Annotated in this window: 21 protein-coding genes; 5 read left to right on the top strand and 16 right to left on the bottom strand. The window is 60.7% G+C overall.

Annotated features, from left to right (window positions below):
• Positions 1–11: 11 nt before the first annotated feature.
• From ACA044_RS02845 to ACA044_RS02790, 12 genes are all read right to left on the bottom strand, one after another.
• Positions 12–1,946 (bottom strand): methyl-accepting chemotaxis protein, encoded by a 1,935-nt coding sequence (locus ACA044_RS02845; RefSeq protein ID WP_497445068.1) that lies wholly within the window; start codon positions 1,944–1,946, stop codon positions 12–14.
• A 149-nt stretch (positions 1,947–2,095) separates the two neighbouring features.
• Entirely contained in the window at positions 2,096–3,388 is a 1,293-nt protein-coding gene (locus ACA044_RS02840) for an adenylosuccinate synthase (RefSeq protein WP_105340473.1), read from the bottom strand.
• A 54-nt stretch (positions 3,389–3,442) separates the two neighbouring features.
• Positions 3,443–4,630 carry an ATP phosphoribosyltransferase regulatory subunit gene (locus ACA044_RS02835; protein ID WP_497445067.1) on the bottom strand — a complete coding sequence of 396 codons (1,188 nt, stop codon included), beginning with the start codon at positions 4,628–4,630 and terminating at the stop codon, positions 3,443–3,445.
• A gap of 315 nt (positions 4,631–4,945) precedes the next feature.
• On the bottom strand, positions 4,946–5,815 hold the full coding sequence (gene hflC, locus ACA044_RS02830) for a protease modulator HflC (RefSeq protein ID WP_038978712.1): 870 nt from the start codon (positions 5,813–5,815) through the stop codon (positions 4,946–4,948).
• Positions 5,815–6,987 (bottom strand): FtsH protease activity modulator HflK, encoded by a 1,173-nt coding sequence (gene hflK, locus ACA044_RS02825; protein WP_008009825.1) that lies wholly within the window; start codon positions 6,985–6,987, stop codon positions 5,815–5,817. The genes hflC and hflK overlap by 1 nt, the downstream gene beginning before the upstream one ends.
• Before the next feature lie 96 nt (positions 6,988–7,083).
• Positions 7,084–8,385, bottom strand: a complete 1,302-nt coding sequence (gene hflX, locus ACA044_RS02820; RefSeq protein ID WP_008009827.1) for a ribosome rescue GTPase HflX — start codon at positions 8,383–8,385, stop codon at positions 7,084–7,086.
• A 12-nt stretch (positions 8,386–8,397) separates the two neighbouring features.
• A complete protein-coding gene (hfq, locus tag ACA044_RS02815; protein WP_007902656.1) occupies positions 8,398–8,658 on the bottom strand; it encodes an RNA chaperone Hfq in 261 nt (86 codons plus the stop codon).
• A 94-nt stretch (positions 8,659–8,752) separates the two neighbouring features.
• Entirely contained in the window at positions 8,753–9,724 is a 972-nt protein-coding gene (gene miaA / locus ACA044_RS02810; protein ID WP_497445066.1) for a tRNA (adenosine(37)-N6)-dimethylallyltransferase MiaA, read from the bottom strand.
• Entirely contained in the window at positions 9,724–11,634 is a 1,911-nt protein-coding gene (gene mutL / locus ACA044_RS02805; RefSeq protein WP_429431857.1) for a DNA mismatch repair endonuclease MutL, read from the bottom strand. The genes miaA and mutL overlap by 1 nt, the downstream gene beginning before the upstream one ends.
• Complete coding sequence (locus tag ACA044_RS02800) at positions 11,631–13,013, bottom strand: N-acetylmuramoyl-L-alanine amidase (protein ID WP_497447155.1); 1,383 nt, start codon at positions 13,011–13,013, stop codon at positions 11,631–11,633. Before ACA044_RS02800 ends, mutL begins: the two co-directional genes overlap by 4 nt.
• A gap of 48 nt (positions 13,014–13,061) precedes the next feature.
• Positions 13,062–13,532, bottom strand: a complete 471-nt coding sequence (gene tsaE / locus ACA044_RS02795) for a tRNA (adenosine(37)-N6)-threonylcarbamoyltransferase complex ATPase subunit type 1 TsaE (RefSeq protein ID WP_497445065.1) — start codon at positions 13,530–13,532, stop codon at positions 13,062–13,064.
• Positions 13,520–15,019: an NAD(P)H-hydrate dehydratase gene (locus ACA044_RS02790; protein ID WP_497445064.1), complete on the bottom strand. Its 1,500-nt coding sequence runs from the start codon at positions 15,017–15,019 to the stop codon at positions 13,520–13,522. The genes tsaE and ACA044_RS02790 overlap by 13 nt, the downstream gene beginning before the upstream one ends.
• 63 nt (positions 15,020–15,082) lie before the next feature.
• Between ACA044_RS02790 and queG the strand changes: the two genes are divergently transcribed.
• Positions 15,083–16,180 carry a tRNA epoxyqueuosine(34) reductase QueG gene (gene queG / locus ACA044_RS02785; RefSeq protein ID WP_497445063.1) on the top strand — a complete coding sequence of 366 codons (1,098 nt, stop codon included), beginning with the start codon at positions 15,083–15,085 and terminating at the stop codon, positions 16,178–16,180.
• On the opposite strand, the gene ACA044_RS02780 is transcribed toward queG, so the two are convergent.
• Together ACA044_RS02780 and orn are read right to left on the bottom strand one after the other, a co-directional pair.
• Complete coding sequence (locus ACA044_RS02780) at positions 16,181–16,792, bottom strand: trimeric intracellular cation channel family protein (protein WP_497445062.1); 612 nt, start codon at positions 16,790–16,792, stop codon at positions 16,181–16,183.
• A gap of 241 nt (positions 16,793–17,033) precedes the next feature.
• On the bottom strand, positions 17,034–17,576 hold the full coding sequence (gene orn / locus ACA044_RS02775; RefSeq protein ID WP_007939601.1) for an oligoribonuclease: 543 nt from the start codon (positions 17,574–17,576) through the stop codon (positions 17,034–17,036).
• Between the two features lie 107 nt (positions 17,577–17,683).
• Between orn and rsgA the strand changes: the two genes are divergently transcribed.
• Positions 17,684–18,715 carry a small ribosomal subunit biogenesis GTPase RsgA gene (rsgA, locus tag ACA044_RS02770; protein WP_497445061.1) on the top strand — a complete coding sequence of 344 codons (1,032 nt, stop codon included), beginning with the start codon at positions 17,684–17,686 and terminating at the stop codon, positions 18,713–18,715.
• A 246-nt stretch (positions 18,716–18,961) separates the two neighbouring features.
• On the opposite strand, the gene motB is transcribed toward rsgA, so the two are convergent.
• A complete protein-coding gene (gene motB, locus ACA044_RS02765; RefSeq protein ID WP_497445060.1) occupies positions 18,962–19,987 on the bottom strand; it encodes a flagellar motor protein MotB in 1,026 nt (341 codons plus the stop codon).
• Positions 19,988–19,990: 3 nt separating this feature from the next.
• Positions 19,991–20,842 carry a flagellar motor stator protein MotA gene (motA, locus tag ACA044_RS02760; RefSeq protein WP_008009851.1) on the bottom strand — a complete coding sequence of 284 codons (852 nt, stop codon included), beginning with the start codon at positions 20,840–20,842 and terminating at the stop codon, positions 19,991–19,993.
• Between the two features lie 166 nt (positions 20,843–21,008).
• On the opposite strand from motA, the gene ACA044_RS02755 reads away from it, so the two are divergent.
• From ACA044_RS02755 to asd, 3 genes are all read left to right on the top strand, one after another.
• Entirely contained in the window at positions 21,009–22,541 is a 1,533-nt protein-coding gene (locus ACA044_RS02755) for an HDOD domain-containing protein (protein ID WP_497445059.1), read from the top strand.
• A 267-nt stretch (positions 22,542–22,808) separates the two neighbouring features.
• The gene (locus ACA044_RS02750) at positions 22,809–23,624 is read left to right on the top strand and encodes a rhodanese-like domain-containing protein (protein ID WP_497445058.1); all 816 of its coding nucleotides are present in this window, start codon (positions 22,809–22,811) and stop codon (positions 23,622–23,624) included.
• Positions 23,625–23,643: 19 nt separating this feature from the next.
• Positions 23,644–24,504, top strand: a complete 861-nt coding sequence (gene asd, locus ACA044_RS02745) for an archaetidylserine decarboxylase (RefSeq protein ID WP_497445057.1) — start codon at positions 23,644–23,646, stop codon at positions 24,502–24,504.
• Positions 24,505–24,638 lie beyond the last annotated feature (134 nt).

The raw sequence follows: 24,638 nt of genomic DNA, 5'->3' as shown, positions 1-24,638 counted from the left end.
GAACGAGAAACCTAAGCCCTGAACTGCCCCAGGCTCGCCTTCAACTGCGCCGCCAAACCATCCAGCACTTTGCCGCTGGCCGTGGTTTCCACCACCGCCTGAGCAGCCTTCTCAGCCTGAGCATGAATGGTCTCAACCCGTCCACGCACTGCCTGTGCACCTTGCGCCTGATGTGCCGCCGCCTGGGTCGCCAGACCGATCGCCGCATGCACCTGCTCGACGGACGCCTGCATTGACTGCTGCAACCGCGCACTGTCGCGCAACACCAGCAACCCTTCGCTGGCCTGACGTCCGGCCTGCCCGATTGCCGCGACGGCCTCGCGCGCGCCCTGCTGCAACGCAACGATATGCGCCTGAATATCGCCGGTCGAGCTCTGAGTCTTGCTCGCCAGCGCCCGCACCTCGTCCGCCACCACGGCAAACCCGCGACCGGTCTCGCCGGCACGCGCAGCCTCAATGGCCGCGTTCAGCGCCAACAAGTTAGTTTGCTCGGCGATCCCATGAATCACCGTCAGCACCACTTCAATCTGTTCACTCTGCTGCGCCAGACGCTCGATGACTTTCGCGCCGGTGTCGACTTGTCCGGCCAATGCCTCGATGAGACTGCCGACTTTCGCCGAGGTCCGAGTGTTCTCATCCGTGGCCTGGCGAATACCCACCACCTGCTGCAAAGCGGCCTGCATGGCGTGGCTCTCAGACTGGGCTTCGTCAGCCATCTGCGACAACGCGCGCAAGCTTTCAGCCACTTCATCGCGCTGCATGCCAGCCGCGGCATCGGCACCGGCGTTGCGCAAGGTCATGGCGCCGATTTCCACGCCGGTACGCTGGGCCACATCGCCCGCTTCACGGACGATCGGCTGCAACTTATCCACAAAGCGATTCACCGCCGAGGCCATGTCGCCGATCTCATCCTGACTGTTGATCTGCACGCGCTTGGTCAGATCGCCCTCACCTGCCGCCAAGTCATCCATGGCGGCGATCAGCATTTTCAGGCGATTGACCACTCGACGCCCCAACACCACTGCCAGCAATAGCAGCACACCGAAACCCACCACCGCCAGGCCCATGCCGATGCGCCAGCGCAGAGCCCCCGCGGCCTCCTGCACGGCGCCGGTGGTGTTGGATTTCATTTCAGAGGCGGTGGACTGCGCCGATTGCAGACGCCCACGCATCGCCGTTGCGCTATCAGCCGCCGCGCCTTTGAGGCTGTCACCCACCAATTGATCGCTGCTGGCGATCAGCGCCGAGAAACGCTTGTCCAGCGCCGCCAGATCGGTTTCCACGGAGGCGGTCGAGACACCCATCAGTACCTTACCGATCTCCACCCCATTGGGGTTGATCGAGGCTTCGAGGTAGTAGACCGACGGATCGTTCTTCGCCGCATCCAGCACCTTGTCCAGCGCCCGTTCGCCCTGACCTTTCTCCAGGAGCGCCTTGTTGATCGGGTTCTCCCGGTTGAGGTAGCGCGTCAGGTGCTGGCCCGTGGCGTCGTCGTAGATCACGAACAACACGTTGGGATTGCGCTGGGCACGACGGGCGAATTCGGACAGGGTGGGAATGTCGCTGTCCCACATGGCGCGGGGTGCGACCGAGGCCAGAAGTTGCGCCATCTCGTTGGCAGAATCCTTCAGGCCCTTCTCCAGCGTCGCACGCAGCTGTGCCTGCTCGTCCTTCAGACGTGAAGACAGCCCGGCGGTCAGTCGCTGACGGGTACTGGCGGACAGGTTATCCAGGCTCGAGGTGACTTCACGCCCTGCCTGCTCAAGCTCACCGGAGAGCTTTTGGCTATCGGCATCCAGCCGCACACCCAAATCGGCTTCCAGCGCAGTCACCGTGCTCCGCGTCAGAGCGACGGCCACCAGCACCTGCACCAAAAGAGCGATACCAAGGGTAACGAACACAGGCCGCAAGAGACGGCTTTGTAACAGTGAGAGAACGGCCGACACTGGAAATCCCTCTGCTTTGCGCCATTAAATTGATAGCACGCCAGAAGCGATGCTTTTTTTAATGTTATCTGCAAAGGTCATGCCGGCCCACGGGCATAAACGACAAAGGCCCCGATGAAGGGGCCTTTGTGTTTTACATCAACGACTTATTAAGCGAACGGATGACGCAGAACGATGGTTTCGTTGCGGTCCGGGCCCGTCGAAATAATGTCGATCGGCGCACCGACCAACTCTTCGACGCGTTTGATGTAATTGCGTGCAGCCTGAGGCAGCTCTTCCAGGGTCTTGGCACCGACGGTGGATTCGGTCCAGCCTGGCATTTGCTCGTACACCGGCTCCAGGCCGATGTAGCTGTCGGCGTCAGTCGGTGCGTCGATCACTGCACCATCCTGGTTCTTGTAGCCAACACAGATGTTGATGGTTTCCAGACCGTCCAGCACGTCCAGCTTGGTCAGGCACAGGCCCGAAATGCTGTTGACGTCGATGGCGCGACGCAGGATGACGGCGTCGAACCAGCCGCAACGACGGGCACGGCCGGTAGTAGCACCGAACTCGTGGCCACGCTTGGCCAGGAAAGCACCCACGTCATCGAACAGCTCAGTCGGGAACGGACCCGAACCCACGCGAGTGGTGTAAGCCTTGGTGATGCCGAGGATGTAATCCAGGTACATCGGACCAAAACCCGAACCGGTGGCGATGCCGCCCGCAGTGGTGTTGGAGCTGGTCACGTACGGGTAGGTGCCATGGTCGATGTCCAGCAGGGAGCCTTGGGCGCCTTCGAACATGATGTCTTTGCCGTCGCGACGCAGGTTATGCAGTTCGGCGGTGACGTCGAGCATCATCGGCTTGAGCAGCTCGGCGTATTCCATGCACTCGTCGAGTGTCTTCTGGAAGTCGATCGCTGGCTCTTTGTAGTAATTGACCAGTACGAAGTTGTGGTAATCCAGCAACTCGCCCAGCTTGGCGGCGAAACGCTCGCGATGGAACAGGTCACCGATGCGCAGACCGCGACGGGCAACCTTGTCTTCGTAAGCCGGGCCGATGCCGCGACCGGTGGTACCGATCTTCAGCTCGCCACGGGCCTTTTCACGGGCCTGGTCCAGCGCTACGTGGTAGGACAGGATCAGCGGGCAGGACGGGCTGATACGCAGGCGCTCGCGCACCGGTACGCCTTTCTCTTCCAGCTTGATGATTTCCCGCAGCAGGGCGTCGGGTGCAACCACCACGCCGTTACCGATCAGGCACTGCACGCCTTCGCGCAGCACGCCCGACGGGATCAGGTGCAAGACGGTTTTTTCGCCGTCGATCACCAGGGTGTGGCCAGCGTTGTGGCCACCTTGGTAGCGCACTACGGCGGCAGCATGTTCGGTCAGCAGATCAACGATCTTGCCTTTGCCCTCATCACCCCATTGGGTGCCCAGGACTACGACATTCTTACCCATAACACTTGTCCTCATTCGCGCAAACTTGGTGCCGGCGGCGGCCGGCAGGAAAACTCAAGAAGCCAGCGGCAATACTTGCCAAAGCCCGTTCTGCTGAATCAATTGCCGGTCGCAGTCCGCTTCACGGGCGGCGGCCAAAGGTTGCCCAGGCAATGCCTGAACGACACGCTGACCCTCACTGCGCAACTGGCAAACCTGCTGCCAGAGTGCTGCATCCGTACTGTCAGGCATCCAGATACCGCCAGTCGGTAGCTCGATCTCAGCACGCCCCAGGGTCACCAGGGTTTTCAAATCGGTAGAAAAACCGGTTGCCGGACGAGCGCGACCGAAGTCGGCGCCGATGTCGTCGTAACGACCGCCCTGAGCAATGGACTGGCCAACACCCGGCACGAACACCGCGAATACCACACCGGTGTGGTAGTGGTAACCGCGCAACTCACCCAGGTCAAAGTACAGCGGTAATTCCGGGAAACGCGCGGACAAACGCTCGGCAATCGCCAGCACATCGTCCAAGGCCGCCAGCACGGGGGCCGGCGCATTGGCCAGACGCTCGCGGGCAGCATTCAATACTTCACGACCGCCACACAGGTCGACCAGTGCCCGCAGCATGCCCGACAGATCGGCAGGCAAGCCTTCGGTCAAGGTAATGACCTCATCGATGGCTTTACGTTGCAACGCATCGAACAACTGTTGTTCGACTTCGCCGGACAAACCGGCGGCGCGGGCCAGGCCGCGATAGATACCGACATGACCGAGGTCCATGTGCACATCCGGCACATCGGCCAGTTGCAGCATGGCCAGCATCAGGCTGATGACTTCCACGTCGCTGCTCGGGCTGGCATCACCGTACAGCTCGGCACCCAGCTGAATCGGGCTGCGCGAGGACGACAAGGCACGTGGCTGAGCATGCAGCACGCTACCGGCATAGCACAGACGACTCGGGCCTTCGCGACGCAGGGTGTGCGCATCGATGCGCGCCACTTGCGGCGTGATGTCGGCACGGAACCCCATCTGCCGGCCCGACTGCGGGTCGATGACCTTGAAGGTACGCAGATCGAGGTCCGAGCCCGCGCCGGTCAGCAGGGATTCCAGGTACTCGATATGGGGAGTCACGACAAACTCGTAACCCCAGCTCTGGAACAGATCCAACACCTGGCGACGCGCCACTTCGATGCGCGCAGCTTCTGGTGGCAGTACTTCTTCGATGCCATCTGGCAGCAGCCAGCGGTCTACCGTTGCCATTACGCCATTCCCCTATGATCCGGGCGACAAGCCTTTGGGCGAGCCTTGAGTGAAGCAGAAAATGATCGGCTCATGTGCAAACCACGCGCATGAACAACGGGGCGAAAAGCCTGAAATCGGCTTCGCCAACCACTTTCCTCGAAAAACCTGTCGAGTCATTCAACTCGGGCGCCTGCATAAAAACAGCAATCAAACGTGCAGACGCAAAAAAGCCGGGAATTTCCCGGCTGCCGCATCATACACACGTTTTCCCAAAGGATCACCCCGCCCGAGGTTTTAGCCGCCAGGCGGGGGATGATTCAGGTCAACGCTGTATCAAGGCTTGGCTTTTTCCAGGTAACGGAAGAAGTCGCTGCCCGGGTCCAGGACCATGACGTCGGATTTGTTCGCGAAGCTTTCACGGTAGGCACGCAGGCTACGGTAGAACGCGTAGAACTCCTGATCCTGACCGTATGCCTTGGAGTAGATCGCAGCAGCCTGGGCATCACCGTCACCGCGAACCTCTTCAGATTCACGATAGGCTTCAGCCAGCAACACGCGGCGTTGACGGTCGGCGTCGGCACGGATGCCTTCAGCCAGCTCGTTACCCTTGGCGCGGTGCTCGCGAGCTTCACGCTCACGCTCGGTGCTCATACGTTCGAACACGCTGCGGTTCACTTCCTTCGGCAGGTCGATGGTTTTGACCCGGACATCGACAACTTCAATGCCCAGCTCTTTTTCCGCCATCTTGTTCAGCGAATTGGTGATGTCTGCCATCAGCGCATCACGCTCACCGGACACTACTTCGTGCAGGGTGCGCTTACCGAACTGGTCACGCAGGCCCGATTCCAGACGACGGGAAAGACGCTCGTCGGCAATCTGCTTGAGGCCGGAAGTCGCGGTGTAGAAGCGCTCGGCATCTTTCACGCGCCACTTGGCGTAGGCATCGACCATTACGGCTTTCTTTTCCAGCGTCAGGAAGCGCTGTGTCGGTGCATCCAGTGTCATCAGGCGCGCGTCGAATTTGCGCACCTTGTTCACATAAGGCACTTTCACGTGCAGGCCCGGCTGAACATCGGCCTGGACCACGCGACCGAACTGCAGCATCACCGCGCGCTCGGTCTGAGCCACGATGTAGAAGCAGTTCCAGGCAACGATCGCCACGACGACGCCGATAATAAGGGCGATCAGCGATTTATTGCTCATCAGCGACTCTCCCTGGTACGTGCTTGCTGTTGCTGCAGATCAGCTGCCGCACGCGCATTCACTTCATTGCTGCTGGCTGCTGCGCCGGTCACTGGAGCGCCGGGGCTGCGACCACTGTCGATCATCTTGTCCAGCGGCAAGTACAGCAGATTGTTCTGGCCATTCTTGTTGCCGGTCACGAGAACCTTGCTGGTGTTGCTGAAGATTTCCTGCATGGTGTCCAGGTACAGACGCTGGCGGGTGACTTCAGGGGCTTTGCGATACTCGGCCACCAGCTTGGTGAAGCGATCGGCCTCACCCTTGGCGCGGGAGACGGTCTCGTCGCGGTAACCATTGGCATCCTCGAGGATGCGCTGGGCCTGACCACGGGCTTCCGGCACGACGCCGTTGGCGTAGGTTTCAGCCTGGTTGCGCGAACGCTGCTCGTCTTCACGGGCGCGGATCACGTCGTCGAAGGCTTCCTGAACTTCGCGCGGTGCAGCTGCGCTCTGTACGTTGACCTGGGTGACGGTGATACCGGTGCGATAGGTATCGAGGAAGCGTTGCAGACGCTCCTTGATTTCGCTGGCCATCAATTCACGACCTTCGGTCAGCACCTGATCCATGGCGGTAGAACCCACCACGTGACGCAAGGCACTGTCGGTCGCATGCTGCAGGCTGATTTCCGGCTGATCGACGTTCAGCACGAAGTCTTGCAGGTTGCTGATCTTGTACTGCACGGTCAGCGGTACTTCGACGATGTTCTCGTCTTCAGTCAGCATTTGACCCTGCTTGGTATAGGCACGCTCACGCGTGACGTTTTCCATGTACTTGCGATCAATCGGCGGGAAATAGATGTTCAGGCCCGGGCCGACGGTTTCATAGTATTTGCCGAAGCGCAGCACTACGGCTTGCTCCTGCTCGTCGACCACGTAGACAGCGCTGTACAGCCACACAGCCGCCAGCACGACCAAGCCGATGCCGAGCAGGCCGCCAAAGCCGCCACTCTTGCCCGAACCACCGCCCTCGTCACCGCGTTTTTTACCACCACCGAACAACCCGTTCAGGCTTTCCTGCAGCTTTCGGAAGGCCTCGTCGAGATCCGGTGGTCCCTTGCGGTCGCCGTTATTGCGGCGCTTGCCACCCCAAGGATCCTGATTATTCGAGTTGCCACCCGGCTCATTCCAAGCCATAGCGCTCTCCATCTGATAAAGCAAAGACGCACCCACGGCGCGCCGACCAATGCTACAGAATGCCTGTCACCGCGGCACAACCGCTTTCTCAGGCTTTTATTGCAAAGTGTGTTGCTCGATGAATTCCATCGGTTGCAGACCTTCGCGACTCACGAGTCGATTCAATTCGATCCGTGGCAAACGAACGGCCAGCAAGCTGATGCCTTCTTCGTCGTGTTCTTCTTTTTGCACCGCACCGAGTTCGAAAAACTGCGCACGCAGTCGAGCAAAACGTTGCGGCAAGCGCAAGGTGCCAACAAACAAATCACTGCCTAACAGTTCGGCCACAGCCTGCTTGAGCAGGTCCAGACCCGTACCGTCCTTGGCCGACAACCAGACCCGTTGCGGTTTGCCATCGGCATCGCGCTGGATCTGCGGCTCAACACCCTCGAGCAAATCGAGTTTGTTGTATACCTCAAGGATCGGCAAGTCTTGTGCCCCGATCTCCCCGAGCACCACCATGACCTGTTCAATCTGGGCCATCCGCTCAGGCTCATGCGCATCGATCACATGCAGCAACAAGTCGGAGTTGCTCGACTCTTCGAGCGTAGCCCGAAATGCCTCGACCAGTTTGTGCGGCAGGTGGCGAATGAAACCCACGGTGTCAGCCAGTACGATCGGCCCGAGGTCATCGAGTTCGAGTCGGCGAAGGGTCGGGTCGAGGGTAGCGAATAGCTGGTCGGCGGCGAAGACGTCGGAATCGGTGACCGAGTTGAACAGCGTCGATTTGCCGGCGTTGGTATAACCCACCAGTGAAACCGTCGGGATGTCAGCACGTTTGCGCCCGCGACGAGATTGCTCGCGCTGGCTGCGGACCTTTTCCAGGCGCCCCTTGATCTGCCGCAGGCGAACCCGCAACAGGCGCCGGTCGGTTTCCAGCTGGGTTTCACCCGGGCCGCGCAGACCGATACCGCCCTTCTGCCGCTCAAGGTGAGTCCAGCCACGAACCAGCCGCGTACTCATGTGTTCAAGCTGGGCCAGTTCGACCTGGAGCTTGCCTTCATGGGTGCGGGCGCGTTGGGCGAAGATATCGAGAATCAAACCCGTGCGGTCAATCACGCGACACTCGAAAATACGTTCGAGGTTACGCTCCTGACTGGGCGTGAGGATGTGATTGAAAATCACCAGATCGACCTGTTCGGCGCTGACCAGGTCGCGTAATTCTTCGACCTTGCCACTGCTAATCAGGGTTTTGGCGGTTGGCCGATGACGCGGCACGTTAAAAAACGCGACGGTCTCGGCGCCAGCCGAAATTGCCAACTCCTGAAACTCCTGCGGATCTTCGCGCGCCTCAGGGTCCTGACCATCCAAGTGAACGAGAATTGCCCGTTCACCACCACCGTGGCGCTCAAAGAACAAAGGAGACTCCTATCAGGCGTTACCTGGCTCAGCGTCACCTGCTTCGGATTCGGTTGCGCTAGGCAGACGAATTGGACGAACCGGCACCACTGTAGAGATAGCGTGTTTGTAAACCATTTGGCTAACGGTGTTTTTCAGCAGGATAACGAACTGGTCGAAAGACTCGATCGTGCCTTGCAGTTTGATCCCGTTGACCAGGTAGATGGAAACCCCCACTTTCTCTTTACGTAAAGTATTCAAGTAAGGGTCTTGTAGCGAATGCCCTTTTGACATGTGCCGCACTCCTTTAAGGATTCAATATAAAAAATAGGTAAACAGATGGCTTGGGGCCGTCACACCCCCAAGGATAGACGGCAATTGCAAGGACTCAGCTCAATATGGAGATGGTCCCAAGGTATTTCAAGGCGCGCGGCAGATTGTCGCAATCGAGGCTGTCCAACCAGTGTAAATCAGCCCAACTGCGCAGCCAGGTGAACTGGCGCTTTGCCAATTGGCGCGTGGCAATGATTCCACGCTCCTGCATCTCGGCTTGCGTCAGCTTGCCATCCAGGTAATCCCAGACTTGTCGATAACCCACAGCACGTATAGACGGCAACCCTGAATGCAGGTCACCTCTATCTCGCAGGGCTACGACCTCTTCGATGAATCCCTGTTCCAACATATTTGTGAATCTTTGTTTAATACGCTCGTGCAGTACCTGGCGATTTGCCGGGGCGATAGCCAAGTTCGCGACAGTATAGGGCAATTGTTGCAGTCCCGAAGCGGCTGCTTCAGTACTTTGCGCAGATTGTCGCAAGCGTAGCTCAGTCATGCTCTGACCACTGACACGATAAACTTCCAGCGCGCGACTGAGGCGCTGCGGATCGTTCGGATGAATTCGCGCTGCGGATTGCGGATCGATGACCGCCAATTGATCGTGCAGGGCTTGCCAGCCAAGGCGTGCAGCCTCTTCTTCGATTTGCGCACGCACGTCCGGATCGGCCGCCGGCATGTCGGCCAGACCTTCCAGCAAAGCCTTGTAGTAGAGCATTGTGCCGCCTACCAGCAGCGGAATCTTGCCCCGCGCGGTGATCTCGGCCATGGCCTCGAGCGCATCACGACGAAAATCCGCAGCCGAATAACTCTCGGCCGGGTCGAGAATATCGATCAACCGATGCGGAAATTCGGCCAACAACGCTTTGGAAGGCTTGGCGGTGCCAATGTCCATGCCACGGTAAACCAGCGCCGAATCGACGCTGATCAGCTCGCAGGGCAGGACCTTGGTGAGTTCGATGGCCAGGTCGGTCTTGCCGGCAGCCGTCGGCCCCATCAGGAAAATCGCAGGAGGGAACTGGCTCATCAACGACCGCGCAAAAACAGTTTGTCCAGATCGTCCAGGCCCAATTGGGTCCAGGTCGGTCGGCCATGGTTGCATTGACCGCTGCGTTCGGTGTTTTCCATGTCCCGCAGCAGACCGTTCATTTCCGGCAAGGCCAGACGCCGATTCGCGCGAATCGCACCATGGCAAGCCATGGTGCCGAGCAGTTCGTTCAGGTGTGCCTGAATCCGGTCGCTGGTGCCGTATTCCATCAAATCCGCCAGAACGTCGCTGACCAGTCGATTGGCCTCAGCCTGTTTCAGCAAGGCGGGGATTTGCCGGATCGCCAGGGATTCCGGGCCAAGGCGCTGCAACTCAAAGCCCAGACGCTGAAACCAGGCGACGTGCTCTTCGGCGCAATCGGCTTCACGCTGACTGACCGCCAGGGATTCCGGCACCAGCAACGGCTGGCCGCTCAGGCCTTCGCTGGCCATGGCGATTTTCAGGCGTTCGTACATGATTCGCTCGTGGGCGGCGTGCATGTCCACCAGCACCAGGCCTTGAGCGTTTTCCGAAAGAATATAAATGCCCTTGAGCTGCGCCAACGCGTAACCCAGCGGCGGAATGTCGTCCTGCCCGGCCGGCAGCGCAACCGCGTTGGCCTCGGGCAACGGCGCGAAGAACTCGCGGTAGGCCGCCTGGGCTTCGGCGACGGGCACGCCGGACTGAGGCCGCGGCGTGTATTGATACTGATAACCGGCGCCAGCACCCGAGCCAGCCGGCGTATTGAACGACGGTTGTGCCTGAGGCTGTTCCAGCAACGCATTGGCCGCCAGACGCATTTCGCCCTGAGGGCCGAACTCGCCGGCCTCGATGCCGGTCGGCCGGACCATGGCCGTCGCGACAGGCGCGGCCAGATGGTCTTCCGGTCGCACATCGCCGAGGGCACGGTGCAAGGTGCCATAAAGGAAGTCGTGAACCATGCGCCCGTCGCGAAAGCGCACTTCGTGCTTGGTCGGGTGCACGTTGACGTCGACGCCTGCCGGATCGACTTCGAAAAACAGCACGAACGTCGGATGCCGACCATTGAACAGCACGTCGCGATAAGCCTGGCGCACCGCGTGGGCCACCAGTTTGTCGCGCACAGCGCGGCCATTCACAAAGAAGTACTGCAAGTCCGCCTGGCTGCGGTTGAAGGTCGGCAACCCGACCCAGCCCCACAAGTGCAAGCCATTGCGTTCGATTTCGATCGGCAGCGCCTGCTCCAGAAAACCCGCCCCGCAGATCGCCGCCACACGTCGGGCGCGGGCCGCGTCGTCATGGGCTTCGTGCAGGCTGAGGATGGTCTTGCCGTTGTGGCGCAGATGGAACGCCACATCGAACCGCGCCAGCGCCAGACGCTTGATCACTTCTTGCAGGTGATCGAATTCGGTTTTTTCGGTCTTGAGAAATTTGCGTCGCGCCGGGGTATTGAAGAACAAATCGCGCACTTCCACCGAAGTGCCCACCGGATGGGCCGCCGGTTGCACGCGAGGCGCCATGTCCCGGCCTTCGGTTTCCACTTGCCAGGCCTGATCGGCATCGCGAGTGCGGGACGTCAGGGTCAGGCGCGCGACGGAGCTGATGGACGCCAGCGCCTCACCGCGAAACCCCAGGCTCATCACCTGTTCGAGGTCTTCCAGATTACGAATCTTGCTGGTGGCGTGACGGGCCAGGGCCAGGGGCAGGTCATCGGCAGAAATGCCGCTGCCATCGTCGCGCACCCGCAGCAGCTTGACGCCGCCCTGCTCCACATCGACATCAATGCGTTTGGCGCCGGAATCGAGGCTGTTTTCCAGCAACTCCTTGATCACCGAGGCCGGGCGTTCAACCACCTCACCGGCGGCAATCTGGTTCGCCAGCCGCGGGCTGAGCAGCTCGATGCGCGCAGTATTGGTCAGCACCTGGTTCATTCTTTGGCCGCCAGTTCAGTGCCGGGAATGGTCAATGTCTGACCAATCTTCAGCTCGTCGCTCTTGAGGTTGTTGGCGCTGCGCAAGGTGGTCGCAGACACCTGATAGCGCACGGCGATCATCGCCAGGGTTTCGCCGGGACTCACGCGATGGTCACGCGGGCCCTGGGCGATTTTGCCGGAGTCGCGCAGCCAGGCAATGTAGGTGCCCGGCGGTGGATTCTGCTGGAAGAACTGCCGCACGCCACTGCTGATGGAGCGTGCCAACGCTTGCTGGTGGCTCGATGCCGCGAGTTTCGAGGCTTCGTTGGCGTTGGAGATAAACCCGGTTTCCACCAGGATCGATGGAATGTCCGGCGACTTCAGCACCATGAACCCGGCTTGCTCCACGCGCTGTTTGTGCAGCGGCGTGACGCGACCGATGTTGCTCAAGACTTTCTGGCCAACGTTCAGGCTGGACGTCAGGGAAGCGGTCATCGACAGATCGAGCAGCACACCGGCCAGCATGCGGTCCTTGTCGTCGAGGCTGACGTTACCGGCACCGCCAATCAAGTCGGAACGGTTTTCGCTGTCGGCCAGCCAACGGGCAGTCTCCGACGTAGCGCCGCGGTCGGACAGGGCGAACACCGACGCACCGAACGCAGCGGCCGAAGGTGCGGCATCGGCGTGGATCGAGACAAACAGGTCGGCGCCCTTCTTGCGGGCGATTTCGGTACGGCCGCGCAACGGAATGAAGTAGTCGCCGGTACGGGTCAGTTCGGCGCGGAAACCTTTCATGCCATTGACCTGACGCTGCAGTTCACGGGCGATGGCCAGTACCACGTCTTTTTCACGCTGACCGCGAGAGCCTGAGGCGCCCGGGTCTTCGCCACCGTGGCCGGCATCGATTACCACAATGATGTCGCGCTTGCCGGCCGGAGCGGGCGGCAGTTTGATCGAAGGCTCGGATGGCGTGACGGGCACAGCGGGTACCGTGGCCACGGATGGCGTTGGCGCAGGTGGGGGCGCGGCATCGGCCGGGTTGTCGAACAGGTCGACGACCAGACGATTGCCGTACTGGGCGTTCGGCGCCAGGGTAAAGCTTTTCGGCGTGACGGCTTTTTTCAGGTCGATGACCACCCGTAAATCGGTCGGCGTGCGTTGAGCCGAGCGCATGGCGGTGATCGGGGTGTTCGAGGTGTTGACGTTCAACGGCGCATTCAGAGACGCACCATTGATGTCGATCACTAGCCGATCCGGGGCGGTCAGGGTGAAAACGCTGTGTTGCACCGGCCCGGTCAGGTCGAACACCAACCGTGTGTTGTCCGGCGCCCGCCACAGGCGAACACTGTTGACCTTCGTCTCGGCCACAGCGTCGACGGTCACCGCCAGAAACAACATCCCTACGGCAGCAACCAACGCGCGAAAGCGCATACCTAACCCCATCATTTATTTGGATTCCAATGCCAAAGCGGCACACCACGACTCGCCACGCGAGCCCCGGGGCAAAATTTTCAGCGAACGCCCGCTGTCTTGCGGGCTAATGGTAATGGTCAGGTCGGGCTTTGGCAAAAAGCCTGCACCCTTATCGGGCCACTCGATCAGGCACAAAGCATCGTCTTCGAAGTAGTCGCGGATACCGAGGTATTCCAGCTCTTCCGGATCGACCAGCCGGTACAGGTCAAAATGGAAGGCCCGAATGTCGCCAATCTCGTAAGGCTCGACCAGGGTAAAGGTCGGACTTTTGACCGCACCTGTATGCCCCAGGCCACGGATGATGCCCCGGGACAGCGTCGTTTTCCCCGCGCCCAAATCCCCCTCGAGAAAAATCAGACCGTGCCCTTCGGTGGTTCGGGCGATACGTGCGCCAAAGTTGCTCATGGCCTGTTCATCGGCCAGGTACAGGGTTACTTCAGACACGGTGTTTGCTCCTCCAACAACTGACGAATGGCTGGAATCAGATCACTGGCCGCCAGCCCGCGGCCGAACTTACCTTGTTGCTCACCGGCATTGGCGTGCAGCCAGACCGCCAGGCACGCCGCGTCATACGCGTCCATGCCCTGAGCGAGCAAAGCACCAACCAGACCGGCCAGCACATCGCCCAAACCGGCGCTGGCCATGGCCGGGTGGCCCTGATGACACAGCGCAAGGCGCCCGTCGGGGCTGGCGATCAAACTGCCGGCGCCCTTGAGAACCACCACCGCTGTATATTTTTTACTCAATGCATGGACCGCGGCCGGACGGTCGGCCTGAACCTCGGCCGTCGAAATCCCCAGCAAGCGCGCCGCTTCGCCCGGGTGCGGCGTGATAACACAACCTGCGGGCAAACTCACGCCACCTTCGGCCAACAGGTTCAACGCATCGGCATCCCAGACTTGCGGCAGCGATACATTGGCCGCGGACGACAACAGACTGCGCCCCCAGGCAGCCTGCCCCAGCCCCGGCCCGACGACCAGCACCGTGGCCTTCTCAAGCAGACCCATTAATTGATTGGCCGACGAGGTGCCCAGCACCATGGCTTCCGGCAAACGCGCCAGAGCGGCCGGAACATGCTCGCTGCGAGTGGCCACGCAAACCATGCCAGCACCGCTGCGCAGGGCACTTTGTGCACTGAGCAGGATGGCACCGCCAAAACCCCGATCACCGCCAATGAGCAATACGTGGCCAAATGTGCCTTTGTGGGCGGTTGGAGCGCGACCGGTCAGACGCGGCACATTATCGGCCGTCAGACGACGCGCACTGACCGTGGCCCCGATAAACGTCTCGGGAGCGGCTTGCAGATCGTTAAAGACCAAATCGCCAATCACATCCGCAGCGTCACCGGTGTACAGACCCAGTTTCAAACCGATGAACGTCACCGTCAGGTCCGCTCGAACCGCAATGCCGAGCTGGCGCCCCGTATCGGCGCACAGCCCCGAGGGAATATCCACCGCCGCAACCGGTAGCCCACTGGCGTTGATCGCGGCGATGACGCTGGCGTATGGCTCACGTACTTCACCGCTCAGGCCGGTGCCGAGCAAGGCATCCAGCACAATGCCGCGTAATTCGCAGTGCATGTTCCAGCCTTGAATCGCGACGCCTTCGGCTACCGCCTCGGCATGGGCCGACGCGGCATCGCCCTGCAAACGCCCAGGGTCGCCGGCGGCCAGCACCCGCACGTGCCAGCCGGCACGTCGGGCCAGCACGGCCACCAGGTAACCATCGCCCGCGTTATTGCCGTGGCCAGCCACCACGGTCAATTCGTGCGCCGTCGGCCAATGGCGGACCAGCGCGCGCCAGGTCGCCCGCGCCGCACGCTGCATCAATTCGAAGCCCGGTGTGCCGGCCGCAATCAGGCTCGCATCGAGCCCTCGGACTTGCGCGGCGCTATACAGCGCGTCGGGTAATTCATCTTTAGTGTGCGGCATGCGTCTTCAGGCTCCGATGTCTGGCAGAATTATACGCACCTCAGCTCCGGTTTCTCTCGCCTCATGCCCGCTATTACTACAGACCTGCCCGCTCTCGCCCAATCCATCAAGGACTGGGGCCGCGAGCTGGGTTTTCAGCAAGTCGGCATCAGCGGCCTCGACCTGGCCGAGCATGAGCAGCACCTGGAGCGCTGGCTCGCGGCCGGCTACCACGGCGAAATGGACTACATGGGTGCCCACGGCAGCAAACGCTCGCATCCGGAAGAACTGGTGCCGGGTACTTTGCGGGTCGTTTCCCTGCGCATGGACTACCTGCCGGGCGACACCGAAATGGCCAAACGCCTGGGGCAACCGGAAAAAGCTTACGTGTCGCGTTATGCCTTGGGCCGCGATTACCACAAATTGATCCGTAAACGTGTGCAACAACTGGCCGACAAGATTCAAGCCGAGATCGGCCCTTTCGGTTTCCGTGCCTTCGTCGACAGCGCCCCGGTGCTGGAAAAAGCCATCGCCGAGCAGGCCGGGCTGGGCTGGATCGGCAAAAATACGTTGGTGTTGAACCGCAAGGCCGGCAGTTACTTCTTCCTGAGCGAACTGTTCGTCGATTTGCCGCTGCCGATGGATGAACCGCACAGCACTGAACATTGCGGCCGCTGCACTGCGTGCCTGGATATCTGCCCGACCAACGCTTTCGTCGGTCCGTATGTGCTGGACGCCCGACGCTGCATTTCCTATCTGACCATCGAGCTGAAAAGCGCCATCCCTGAAGAATTGCGGCCATTGATTGGCAATCGGGTATTTGGCTGTGATGACTGCCAGATCGTTTGCCCGTGGAACCGCTTCGCCCGGCCTTCCGGGGAAAGCGACTTCAAGCCGCGGCACAACCTGGACAACGCCGAACTGGCCGAGCTGTTCATGTGGGACGAAGAGAAATTTCTCAGCAGCACCGAAGGCTCACCGCTCAGGCGCGCGGGTTACGAACGCTGGCTGCGCAATCTGGCGGTCGGCCTGGGTAATGCGCCGTCGAGCATTCCGGTGCTGGAAGCCTTGAAGGCACGGCGGGACTATCCGTCGGAACTGGTGCGTGAACACGTGGAATGGGCCCTGAAACAACACGGCCTCGCGGAGCTGCCTTCGGCAGCTACAGGTATGAGTACGTGATCAGGCCTCGTCGTTATAAACGAACTTGGGCATTTCCCAGTGGAAACGGATCGCCAGCAAGCGCAGCAGAAAGCCGCCGAACAGGGTGATCAGGATCGCCTGTTCACCGGGTAATTGCAGGTAGACACAGAGCAGATAGCACCACGCCGCGGCAAACGAGACGCTGGCGTAGAGTTCGCGACGGAAGATCAGTGGGATGTCGTTGCAGAAGATATCGCGCAGGATGCCACCGAATACCCCGGTGATCACGCCGCTGACCGAGGCCACCAGCATGCCGTGGCCCATTTCCAGGGCGGTCATGCAACCGATCACGGTGAACGCCACCAGGCCCACGGCATCGAGCACCAGAAACAGCGAGCGCAGGTGACGCATCCAACGGGCGATAAAGATCGTCAGCATCGCCGCGACAGAGGTCAGCACCAGGTATTCAGGGTGTTTGACCCAGGTCAGTGGGTAGTGGCCGAGCAACACGTCACGCACCGAACCGCCGCCCAACGCCGTGACGCATGCGATCAGCACCACGCCAAACCAGTCCATTCCGCGACGACCCGCAGACAGGGCGCCAGTCATGGCTTCGGCAGTAATGGCGATCAGGTAGAGCATCAGCAACATGGTGGCGGTCCTTGCAGGAAGGCGCGCAGTCTACTCACTTCACCAAGGCACCAAAAGAGGGCGCCGAAGCATTCACGCATACCTGTGGCGAGGGGGCTTGCCCCCGTCGGGTCGCGTAGCGGCCCCAAAACCAGACACCTTGCTCTTTCAGATATACCGCACCGACCAGGTTGCGGCTGCTGCGCAGCCGAGCGGGAGCAAGCTCCCTCGCCACAAAACTTCTCTCCTATCTACCCTCTAATCAGAACTTGATGAAATTCTTGCGGTAGTGCTGCAGCTCAGCGATCGATTCGCGGATGTCGTCCAGGGCCAGGTGCGTGCTGCCCTTTTTGAAGCTGTCGCGTACATCCGGCGCCCAGCGCGCGGCCAATTCTTTGAGCGTCGAGACGTCGAGGTTGCGGTAGTGGAAATAACTTTCCAGGGATTTCATGTGGGTATAAAGGAAGCGACGGTCCTGGCAGATGCTGTTGCCACAGATCGGCGACTTGCCCTTCGGCACCCATTTCTCCAGGAAGGCGATGGTCTCGGCTTCGGCTTCGGCCATGCTGATGCGGCTGTCGCGCACCCGCTGGGTCAGCCCGGAGCCGCCGTGCTGACGGGTATTCCACTCGTCCATGCCGGCGAGGATCTCGTCGCTGTGATGGATGGCGATCACCGGACCTTCGGCCAAGGTGTTCAAATCACTGTCGGTGACGATGGTGGCCATCTCGATGATGACGTCGGTATCAGGGTTCAGACCGGTCATTTCCAGGTCGATCCAGATCAGATTCTGCGGATTTTGCATGTGTCGGCTCCTCGGCGTAGGTGCGCAGTTTAGCCTAGGCTGGTGGCCGGGCGTGCTAAACTCGCGGCCGTTTTACCTAATCGCTGCATTCTCGATACGGAACACCCATGGCCAAACGCCAACTCAATCGTCGTCAAAACTGGCGCATCGAAAAGATTCAGGGCGAGCGCGCTGCCCGCGCCGCCAAACGTGAGTCCTCGGCTGTCGAGGCACTCGAAGGTGGCGACCTGGGCCCGGAACAGACGGGCCTGGTGATCGCGCACTTCGGTGTGCAAGTCGAAGTCGAGGCCCGCGATGGCGAGTTGGCCGGCCAAGTGTTCCGCTGTCACTTGCGCGCCAACCTGCCGGCGCTGGTGACTGGCGATCAAGTCGTCTGGCGTGCCGGCAACCAGGGCATCGGCGTGATCGTGGCGCAATTGCCGCGCAACACCGAGCTTTGCCGCCCGGACAGCCGTGGCCAGCTCAAGCCAGTGGCGGCCAACGTCGACATGATCGTCATCGTCTTTGCGCCACTGCCCGAGCCCCATGCCAACCTGATCGACCGTTATCTGGTCGCCGCCGAGCATGCGGGCATCAAGCCGCTGCTGTTGCTGAACAAATTCGACCTGATCGATGAGCAGAACGCTCCGGCGCTGAATGCACTGCTCGCGGTTTACCGCACGCTGGGCTACCCGGTGCTGGAAGTGTCGGCCCACCACGGCAACGGCATGGAGAAATTGCAGGAGCAACTGGACGGGCGCATCAGCGTGTTCGTCGGCCAGTCCGGTGTCGGCAAATCGTCGTTGGTCAACAGCCTGCTGCCGGAAGTCGAAACCCGCGTCGGCCCGTTGTCCGAGCTGTCGGGCCAGGGCACCCACACCACCACCACCGCGCGGCTGTTCCACTTCCCCGGTGGCGGTGAACTGATCGACTCCCCGGGTATCCGTGAATTCGGCCTGGGTCACGTCAGCCGCGCCGACGTCGAAGCCGGTTTCATCGAGTTCAACGACCTGATCGGCACCTGCCGTTTCCGCGATTGCAAGCATGATCGCGAACCGGGTTGCGCCCTGCTCAAGGCGCTGGAAGAGGGCCGTGTGCAGCAGCAACGGATGAACAGCTATCGCTCGATCATCGCCAGTTTGCCGGAAAGCAGCTATTAAGCAGCCTTGATCATTTTCGTGACGCTACGAAAATGATCAGCAGCCTGCAGAGACAAAAAAGCCGCGATGATCGCTAATGCCAGTCGATTAAGCGCAATCCATGTGGGAGCGGGCTTGCTCGCGAAGACGGCGACACAGTCAATATCGATGTCGCCTGACACACCGCCTTCGCGAGCAAGCCCGCTCCCACAGATTCCGCGCCTTAGCTGACGGGCATTGGCGACTATCGCGGCCTTTTTGTGGTCACTACTTGGCTGGCGCTGCCGGTTTCGGCGCCGGATCATCAAACAGGTTCAAACGCTCGCGAAGCTCATGGGCCGGCAGTGGTTCTTTATCCGCCGGCAATGCGTTCGGATCGGCTGGCGGCGCGGGCACTTCGCCCGGACCACCCTGCCCTTGCGTCGGCACTGCCGCAGGTTCCGCACCTTGTGAACCTTCGATGGCACGCTGGGCTTTCTTGGTCAGCACGACGATGTCGATCCGCCGGTTGACCGGGTTGAACGGGTTCTCCCGATCGAACAGCGCCGACGAGGCATAACCCACGACTCGTGCCACCTGAGCGTCCGGATAGCTACCGGCGATCAATGCACGGCGAGCCGCGTTGGCGCGGTTGGCCGAGAGTTCCCAGTTGCCGAAGTCGCCGGTGCCCGAGTATGGCTTGGCATCGGTGTGGCCGCTGATGCTGATCTTGTTCGGCACCGCTTTGATGGTGTCGGCCATGGCCAGCAGAATGTCTTCGAAATACGGCTTCAGACGCGCACTGCCGGAGTCGAACATCGGGCGGTTCTCGGCGTCCACGATCTGGATGCGCAAACCGTCCCGGGTGATCTCGAAGAGAATCTGGTCCTTGAACTTCTGCAGTTGCGGGTTTTCTTCGACCTTGTTCTGCAACTCTTGCAGCAACAGCTCCAGGCGTTCCTTCTCGACCTGCTCGGCCATGCCTTCGACCTGTTCGGAATCGATAGTCACCTTGTCTGGCTGGGGCTGGGATTTCACCTCGGGGTTGAGGGTGTTCTCCGGTGCCAGGGTCGGCGAGCCGCCCAGATCGATGATGTACGGCGTACCGCTTTCGGCAAAACCGACTGGGTCCTTGAAGTAACCGGCAATGGCGATCTTCTGTTCCGGTGTTGCCGTGGACAACAACCACAGCACCAGGAAGAACGCCATCATCGCCGTCGCGAAGTCCGCGAAAGCGATTTTCCAGGAGCCCCCGTGATGCCCGCCCGCGTACTTCTTGACGCGCTTGATGATTATCGGCTGGTTATTTTCCATGACTTAGCGACCGCGAACCGCTTGTTCCAGCTCAGCGAAGCTAGGACGGTGCGCCGGGTACAGAACCTTGCGACCGAATTCCACCGCCAGCGATGGCGGCATGCCGGAAGCCGAAGCCACCAGCGAAGCCTTGATGGCTTCGTAGACGTTCAGTTCTTCCTTGGCATCGTGCCCCAGGGCGTGGGCCAGCGGGCCAAAGAAACCGTAGGCAGCGAGAATACCGAAGAAGGTACCCACCAGAGCCGCACCTACGTGCAGGCCGATCATTTTCTGGTCGCTTTCACCCAGGGAAGCCATGGTCACCACAATACCCAATACCGCCGCGACGATACCGAAACCCGGCATGGCATCGGCGATGCCGTTGACTGCGTGGGAGGGGTGGTCCAGGTCTTCCTTGAGGCTGGTGAGTTCCATGTCGAACAAGCCTTCAAGCTCATGGGGAGCCATGTTGCCGGACGACATGATGCGCAGGTAATCGCAGATGTACGCGGTCATGCGGTCATCTTTCAGGACCGCCGGGTACTTGGCGAAGATCGGGCTCGCGGCGGCATCTTCGATGTCGCCTTCGATCGCCATCATGCCTTCGCGACGGCTCTTGTTGAGGATCTCGTAAATCAGTCCCAGCACTTCAAGGTAGAAGGTGTGGTTGAAACGCGAACTGAACATGCCCAAGGACTTCTTGAGCACATGCATCGTCATATGACCGGGGTTGGCCTGCAGGAATGCACCAAGGGCTGCGCCACCGATAATCATCACCTCGAAAGGCTGAATGAGGGCGGCAATCTTGCCGTGGGAAAGCACGTATCCGCCGAGCACGCTCGCGAATACGACGATGATGCCGATAATTTTAGCCATAGGTAGGAGAGCACTTACTGAGTCGGGTTCAAGGTCATATTCGGAAGTTAAACAATCTCTTCTTCTACTTATCGGCAAAACTGCGCCAGACTATAGCCAGTTCAGGCGAAAAGCCAATTTGACCCGCACCGGGCATAGGTAATGCAGACGATGATCGCGTCCAGACATGGCTAACGAAACGAACGTCCCAACCCAAAAACCGACCACTCTCGAAGGCTGGGTCAAGCTTCTCGATGGCGTGCATCTGCCAGTTCCGCAAACCAGTCACGACCAAGTCTGCAAAGCGATCCGCGATAGCCGCAGCTCTCTGCGCGACATTGCCGAACTGATGCAGGACAGCCCGGCCCTGGCCTTGAGCGTGATTCGCGAAGCCAACCGTCACACCCATGGCAGCATGACCACGCCGGCTGAAAACCTTGAGGTGGCGATCAATCGCCTCGGTTTGAAACGCACCGAAGAATTGCTCGAGCGCCTGCCCGCCGAACCCCAATCGCAGATCCCTGTCGCCCTGCGCCAGCTTCAACTGATCAGCCAGCACGCCACCCAACAGGCCAATGGTTTTTTTGCCGGTCGCCTGGCGCGGTTGTGGCAGGACATCCACTGGGGCAGCCTGCTGTTTCTTTCGCCGCTCTGGCCCATGGCATTGACCCATCCGCAGCTGCTTGAAGAGTGGGAGCTGCGGGTCATCCATAAAGGCGAGTCGGCGCGCAAAGTCGAAAAGCAATTATTTGGCGTACGCCTGCTGGAAGTCTGTCTGGCACTGGTGGACACCTGGCACTTGCCGATCTGGGTGCAGCAGGGGTATCGACTGCTGCGCAGCGAGCAACGTGAACTGGTGAAAGTCCTGCGCATCGCGCGTGACAGCGATCACCCGCTGCGACAACAGAACCGCCTCGATGACGACCCGACGCTGCGCCGCTGGCTCAATCAGCCAGCCAATACCGTGCTGCTGGCCAATGGTCTGGCGTTGTCGGCACAACAGGCCTGGGACAGCCCTCACTGTGAACGCTGGCAATACCTCACCAGCCTTTACCTGCAAATGCCGATGGATGAGGTGCAGCAACAATTGCACCAACAGGCCGCCAATAGCGCCCGCCAACACGCCATGCCGGACCTCTGGCACCCGGCCGAATCGCTGATCTGGCCGTCGGGCATCAACCGCGTTCACGCCGGTTTGCTGCCGGCCCCGGCGCCCACTGCCGAAGACCTGGCGAAGTGGCGCAAGCAATGCGCCGAATTGCTGGTGGAGCCGAGCCGTTTCACCAATGCCATGCACTTGACCACATCGGCCCGAGACGCCCTGGTGGCGTGTGGCATGCGGCGGGTGATGATTCTGATGGCCGACCGCACACATGCCAATCTGCGTGTGAACCAGACCGCCGGGCTGCCCAAAGAAACGGCCGGCCTGAACCTGGTAGTCAGCCAGAGCACCGTGCTGCAGCGCCTGCTCACGCAACAGGCCCAAGTGCGCCTGACACCGGCCAACAACGCACAATTCTCGGCCCTGTTGCCGGCCAGCCTGCGTTCGCAGTTTGGCGGTGAACACCTGCTGCTGCGCTCCTTGGTCAACAACGGCCGGGTGATCATGATCGTGGTGGCGGATCAGGGCGGCGGGCCGTTCTCGGAAATCACCGTGCAAGCGTTCGGCAAAACCGCGCAGTGCATCGAGAAAGCCCTGCACAGCTTTAGCCACCGCTAGGGCCTGATGCTGGTGTAGCAGCTGTCGAGGCTGCGCTCGGCTGCGCAGCAGTCGTGAATCCGGCCTACATGGTTTGCCTGACGTACCGCACGTTATGGTTTTACGACTGCTGCGCAGCCGAACGCAGCCTCGCAAGCTCGACAGCTGCTACGGCCCGGCATTAACCAACAGGGCCTGTTTTCAGTTATTTCCTGCGCCGCAATAACTGATAACAGGCCCTCATGACGCTGCGCTACAATCCTCCCCTTTGTGCTCTGGAGACCTCACATGTCTGACTTCTCTGGCTTGGCGCTGGTGATCGAACCGAGCGACCTGCTCCCGCGTCTCGACTCCCGCGAACTGATTCTGGTGGACCTGACCAGCAGCGCCCGCTATGCCGCAGGGCATATTCCCGGTGCACGCTTTGTCGATCCAAAACGCACTCAGCTGGGTCAGGCGCCTGCGCCAGGCCTGCTGCCAACCCAAGCCGCTCTTGAAGCATTGTTCGGCGAACTGGGACACAACCCCGATGCGGTCTACGTCGTCTATGACGATGAAGGCGGCGGTTGGGCCGGGCGCTTTATCTGGCTGTTGGATGTCATCGGCCACAGCAACTACCACTATATCGACGGCGGCCTGCCGGCCTGGCTGGCAGAAGGCCTGCCCATGTCGATCCAGATCCCGGCAGCGGTCGGTGGACCGGTCGCCCTGACGCTGCACGACGAACCCACCGCCACCCGCGAATACCTGCAAAGCCGTCTCGGTGCCGCCGACCTGGCGATCTGGGACGCGCGCGGGCCGCTGGAATACTCCGGCGAGAAAGTGCTGGCGGCCAAGGGCGGGCACATTCCCGGCGCGGTCAATTTCGAATGGACCGCCGCCATGGATCAGACGCGCAACCTGCGTATCCGCACCGACATGCCGAAAATCCTGGAACAACTCGGTATCACCAAAGACAAAGAAGTCATTACCCACTGCCAGACTCACCATCGTTCTGGCTTCACCTACCTGGTGGCCAAGTCGCTCGGTTATCCGCGAGTCAAAGGCTACGCCGGCTCCTGGGGCGAATGGGGCAACCATCCCGACACGCCCGTAGAGATTTAAGGTTTTTTAAGGACAGTTAATGAAAAAACGTTTGTTTATCCTCAGCCAATACCTGCTGCCCCACCACTTGCTCTCGCGGCTGGCCGGCTGCATTGCCGAATGCCGCGTGCGCTGGTTCAAGAACGCCTTGACCGCCTGGTTCGCCAAGCGTTATCAGGTGGACATGTCCCAAGCCCTGGTCGAAGACCTGACGGCTTACGAGCACTTCAATGCGTTCTTCACTCGCGCCTTGAAAGACGGCGCTCGCCCGCTGGACCAAACCCCGGGCACGATCCTCAGCCCGGCCGACGGCGCTGTCAGCCAACTCGGCCCGATCGAACACGGTCGCGTGTTCCAGGCCAAGGGCCACAGCTTCAGCGTGCTGGAACTGCTGGGCGGTGACGCGGCCAACGCCGCGCCATTCATGGGCGGCGATTTCGCCACCATTTACCTGTCGCCCAAAGATTACCACCGCGTGCACATGCCGCTGGCCGGCACCCTGCGGGAGATGGTCTACATCCCCGGCCGCATTTTCTCGGTCAACCAGACCACCGCTGAAAACGTTCCGGAACTGTTCGCCCGCAATGAGCGTGTGGCGTGCATTTTCGACACCGAGCGCGGGCCGATGGCCGTGGTGCTGGTGGGCGCGATGATTGTGGCGTCGATCGAAACCGTTTGGGCCGGGCTGGTCACGCCGCCAAAACGCGAGCTGAAAACCTTCCGTTACGACGAAGCGGCCCGTGCGCCGATTCATCTGGAGAAAGGTGCGGAACTGGGTCGCTTTAAACTCGGCTCTACGGCTGTCGTGCTGTTCGGGCCGGACCAGGTGAAATGGGCTGAAGGGCTGGGCGCCCTTTCGCCAGTGCAGATGGGCCAAGGCATAGGCTTGCCAACAGCCTGACCCCTGATCCGCCGACTCGAAGACTTCCAGGCGGCGGATTCCCCCGGGCAAGCGTGACGCAAATATCGCGTGCCCCCCTCCCGCGTTCATAGCTGCTACAGTCAAGTCATTCACTGCCCATTTCCCCGGTCGGA

The sequence above is a fragment of the Pseudomonas sp. LBUM1673 genome, from assembly GCF_059695645.1.
This window is presented reverse-complemented; position numbering and strand designations above follow the sequence as displayed.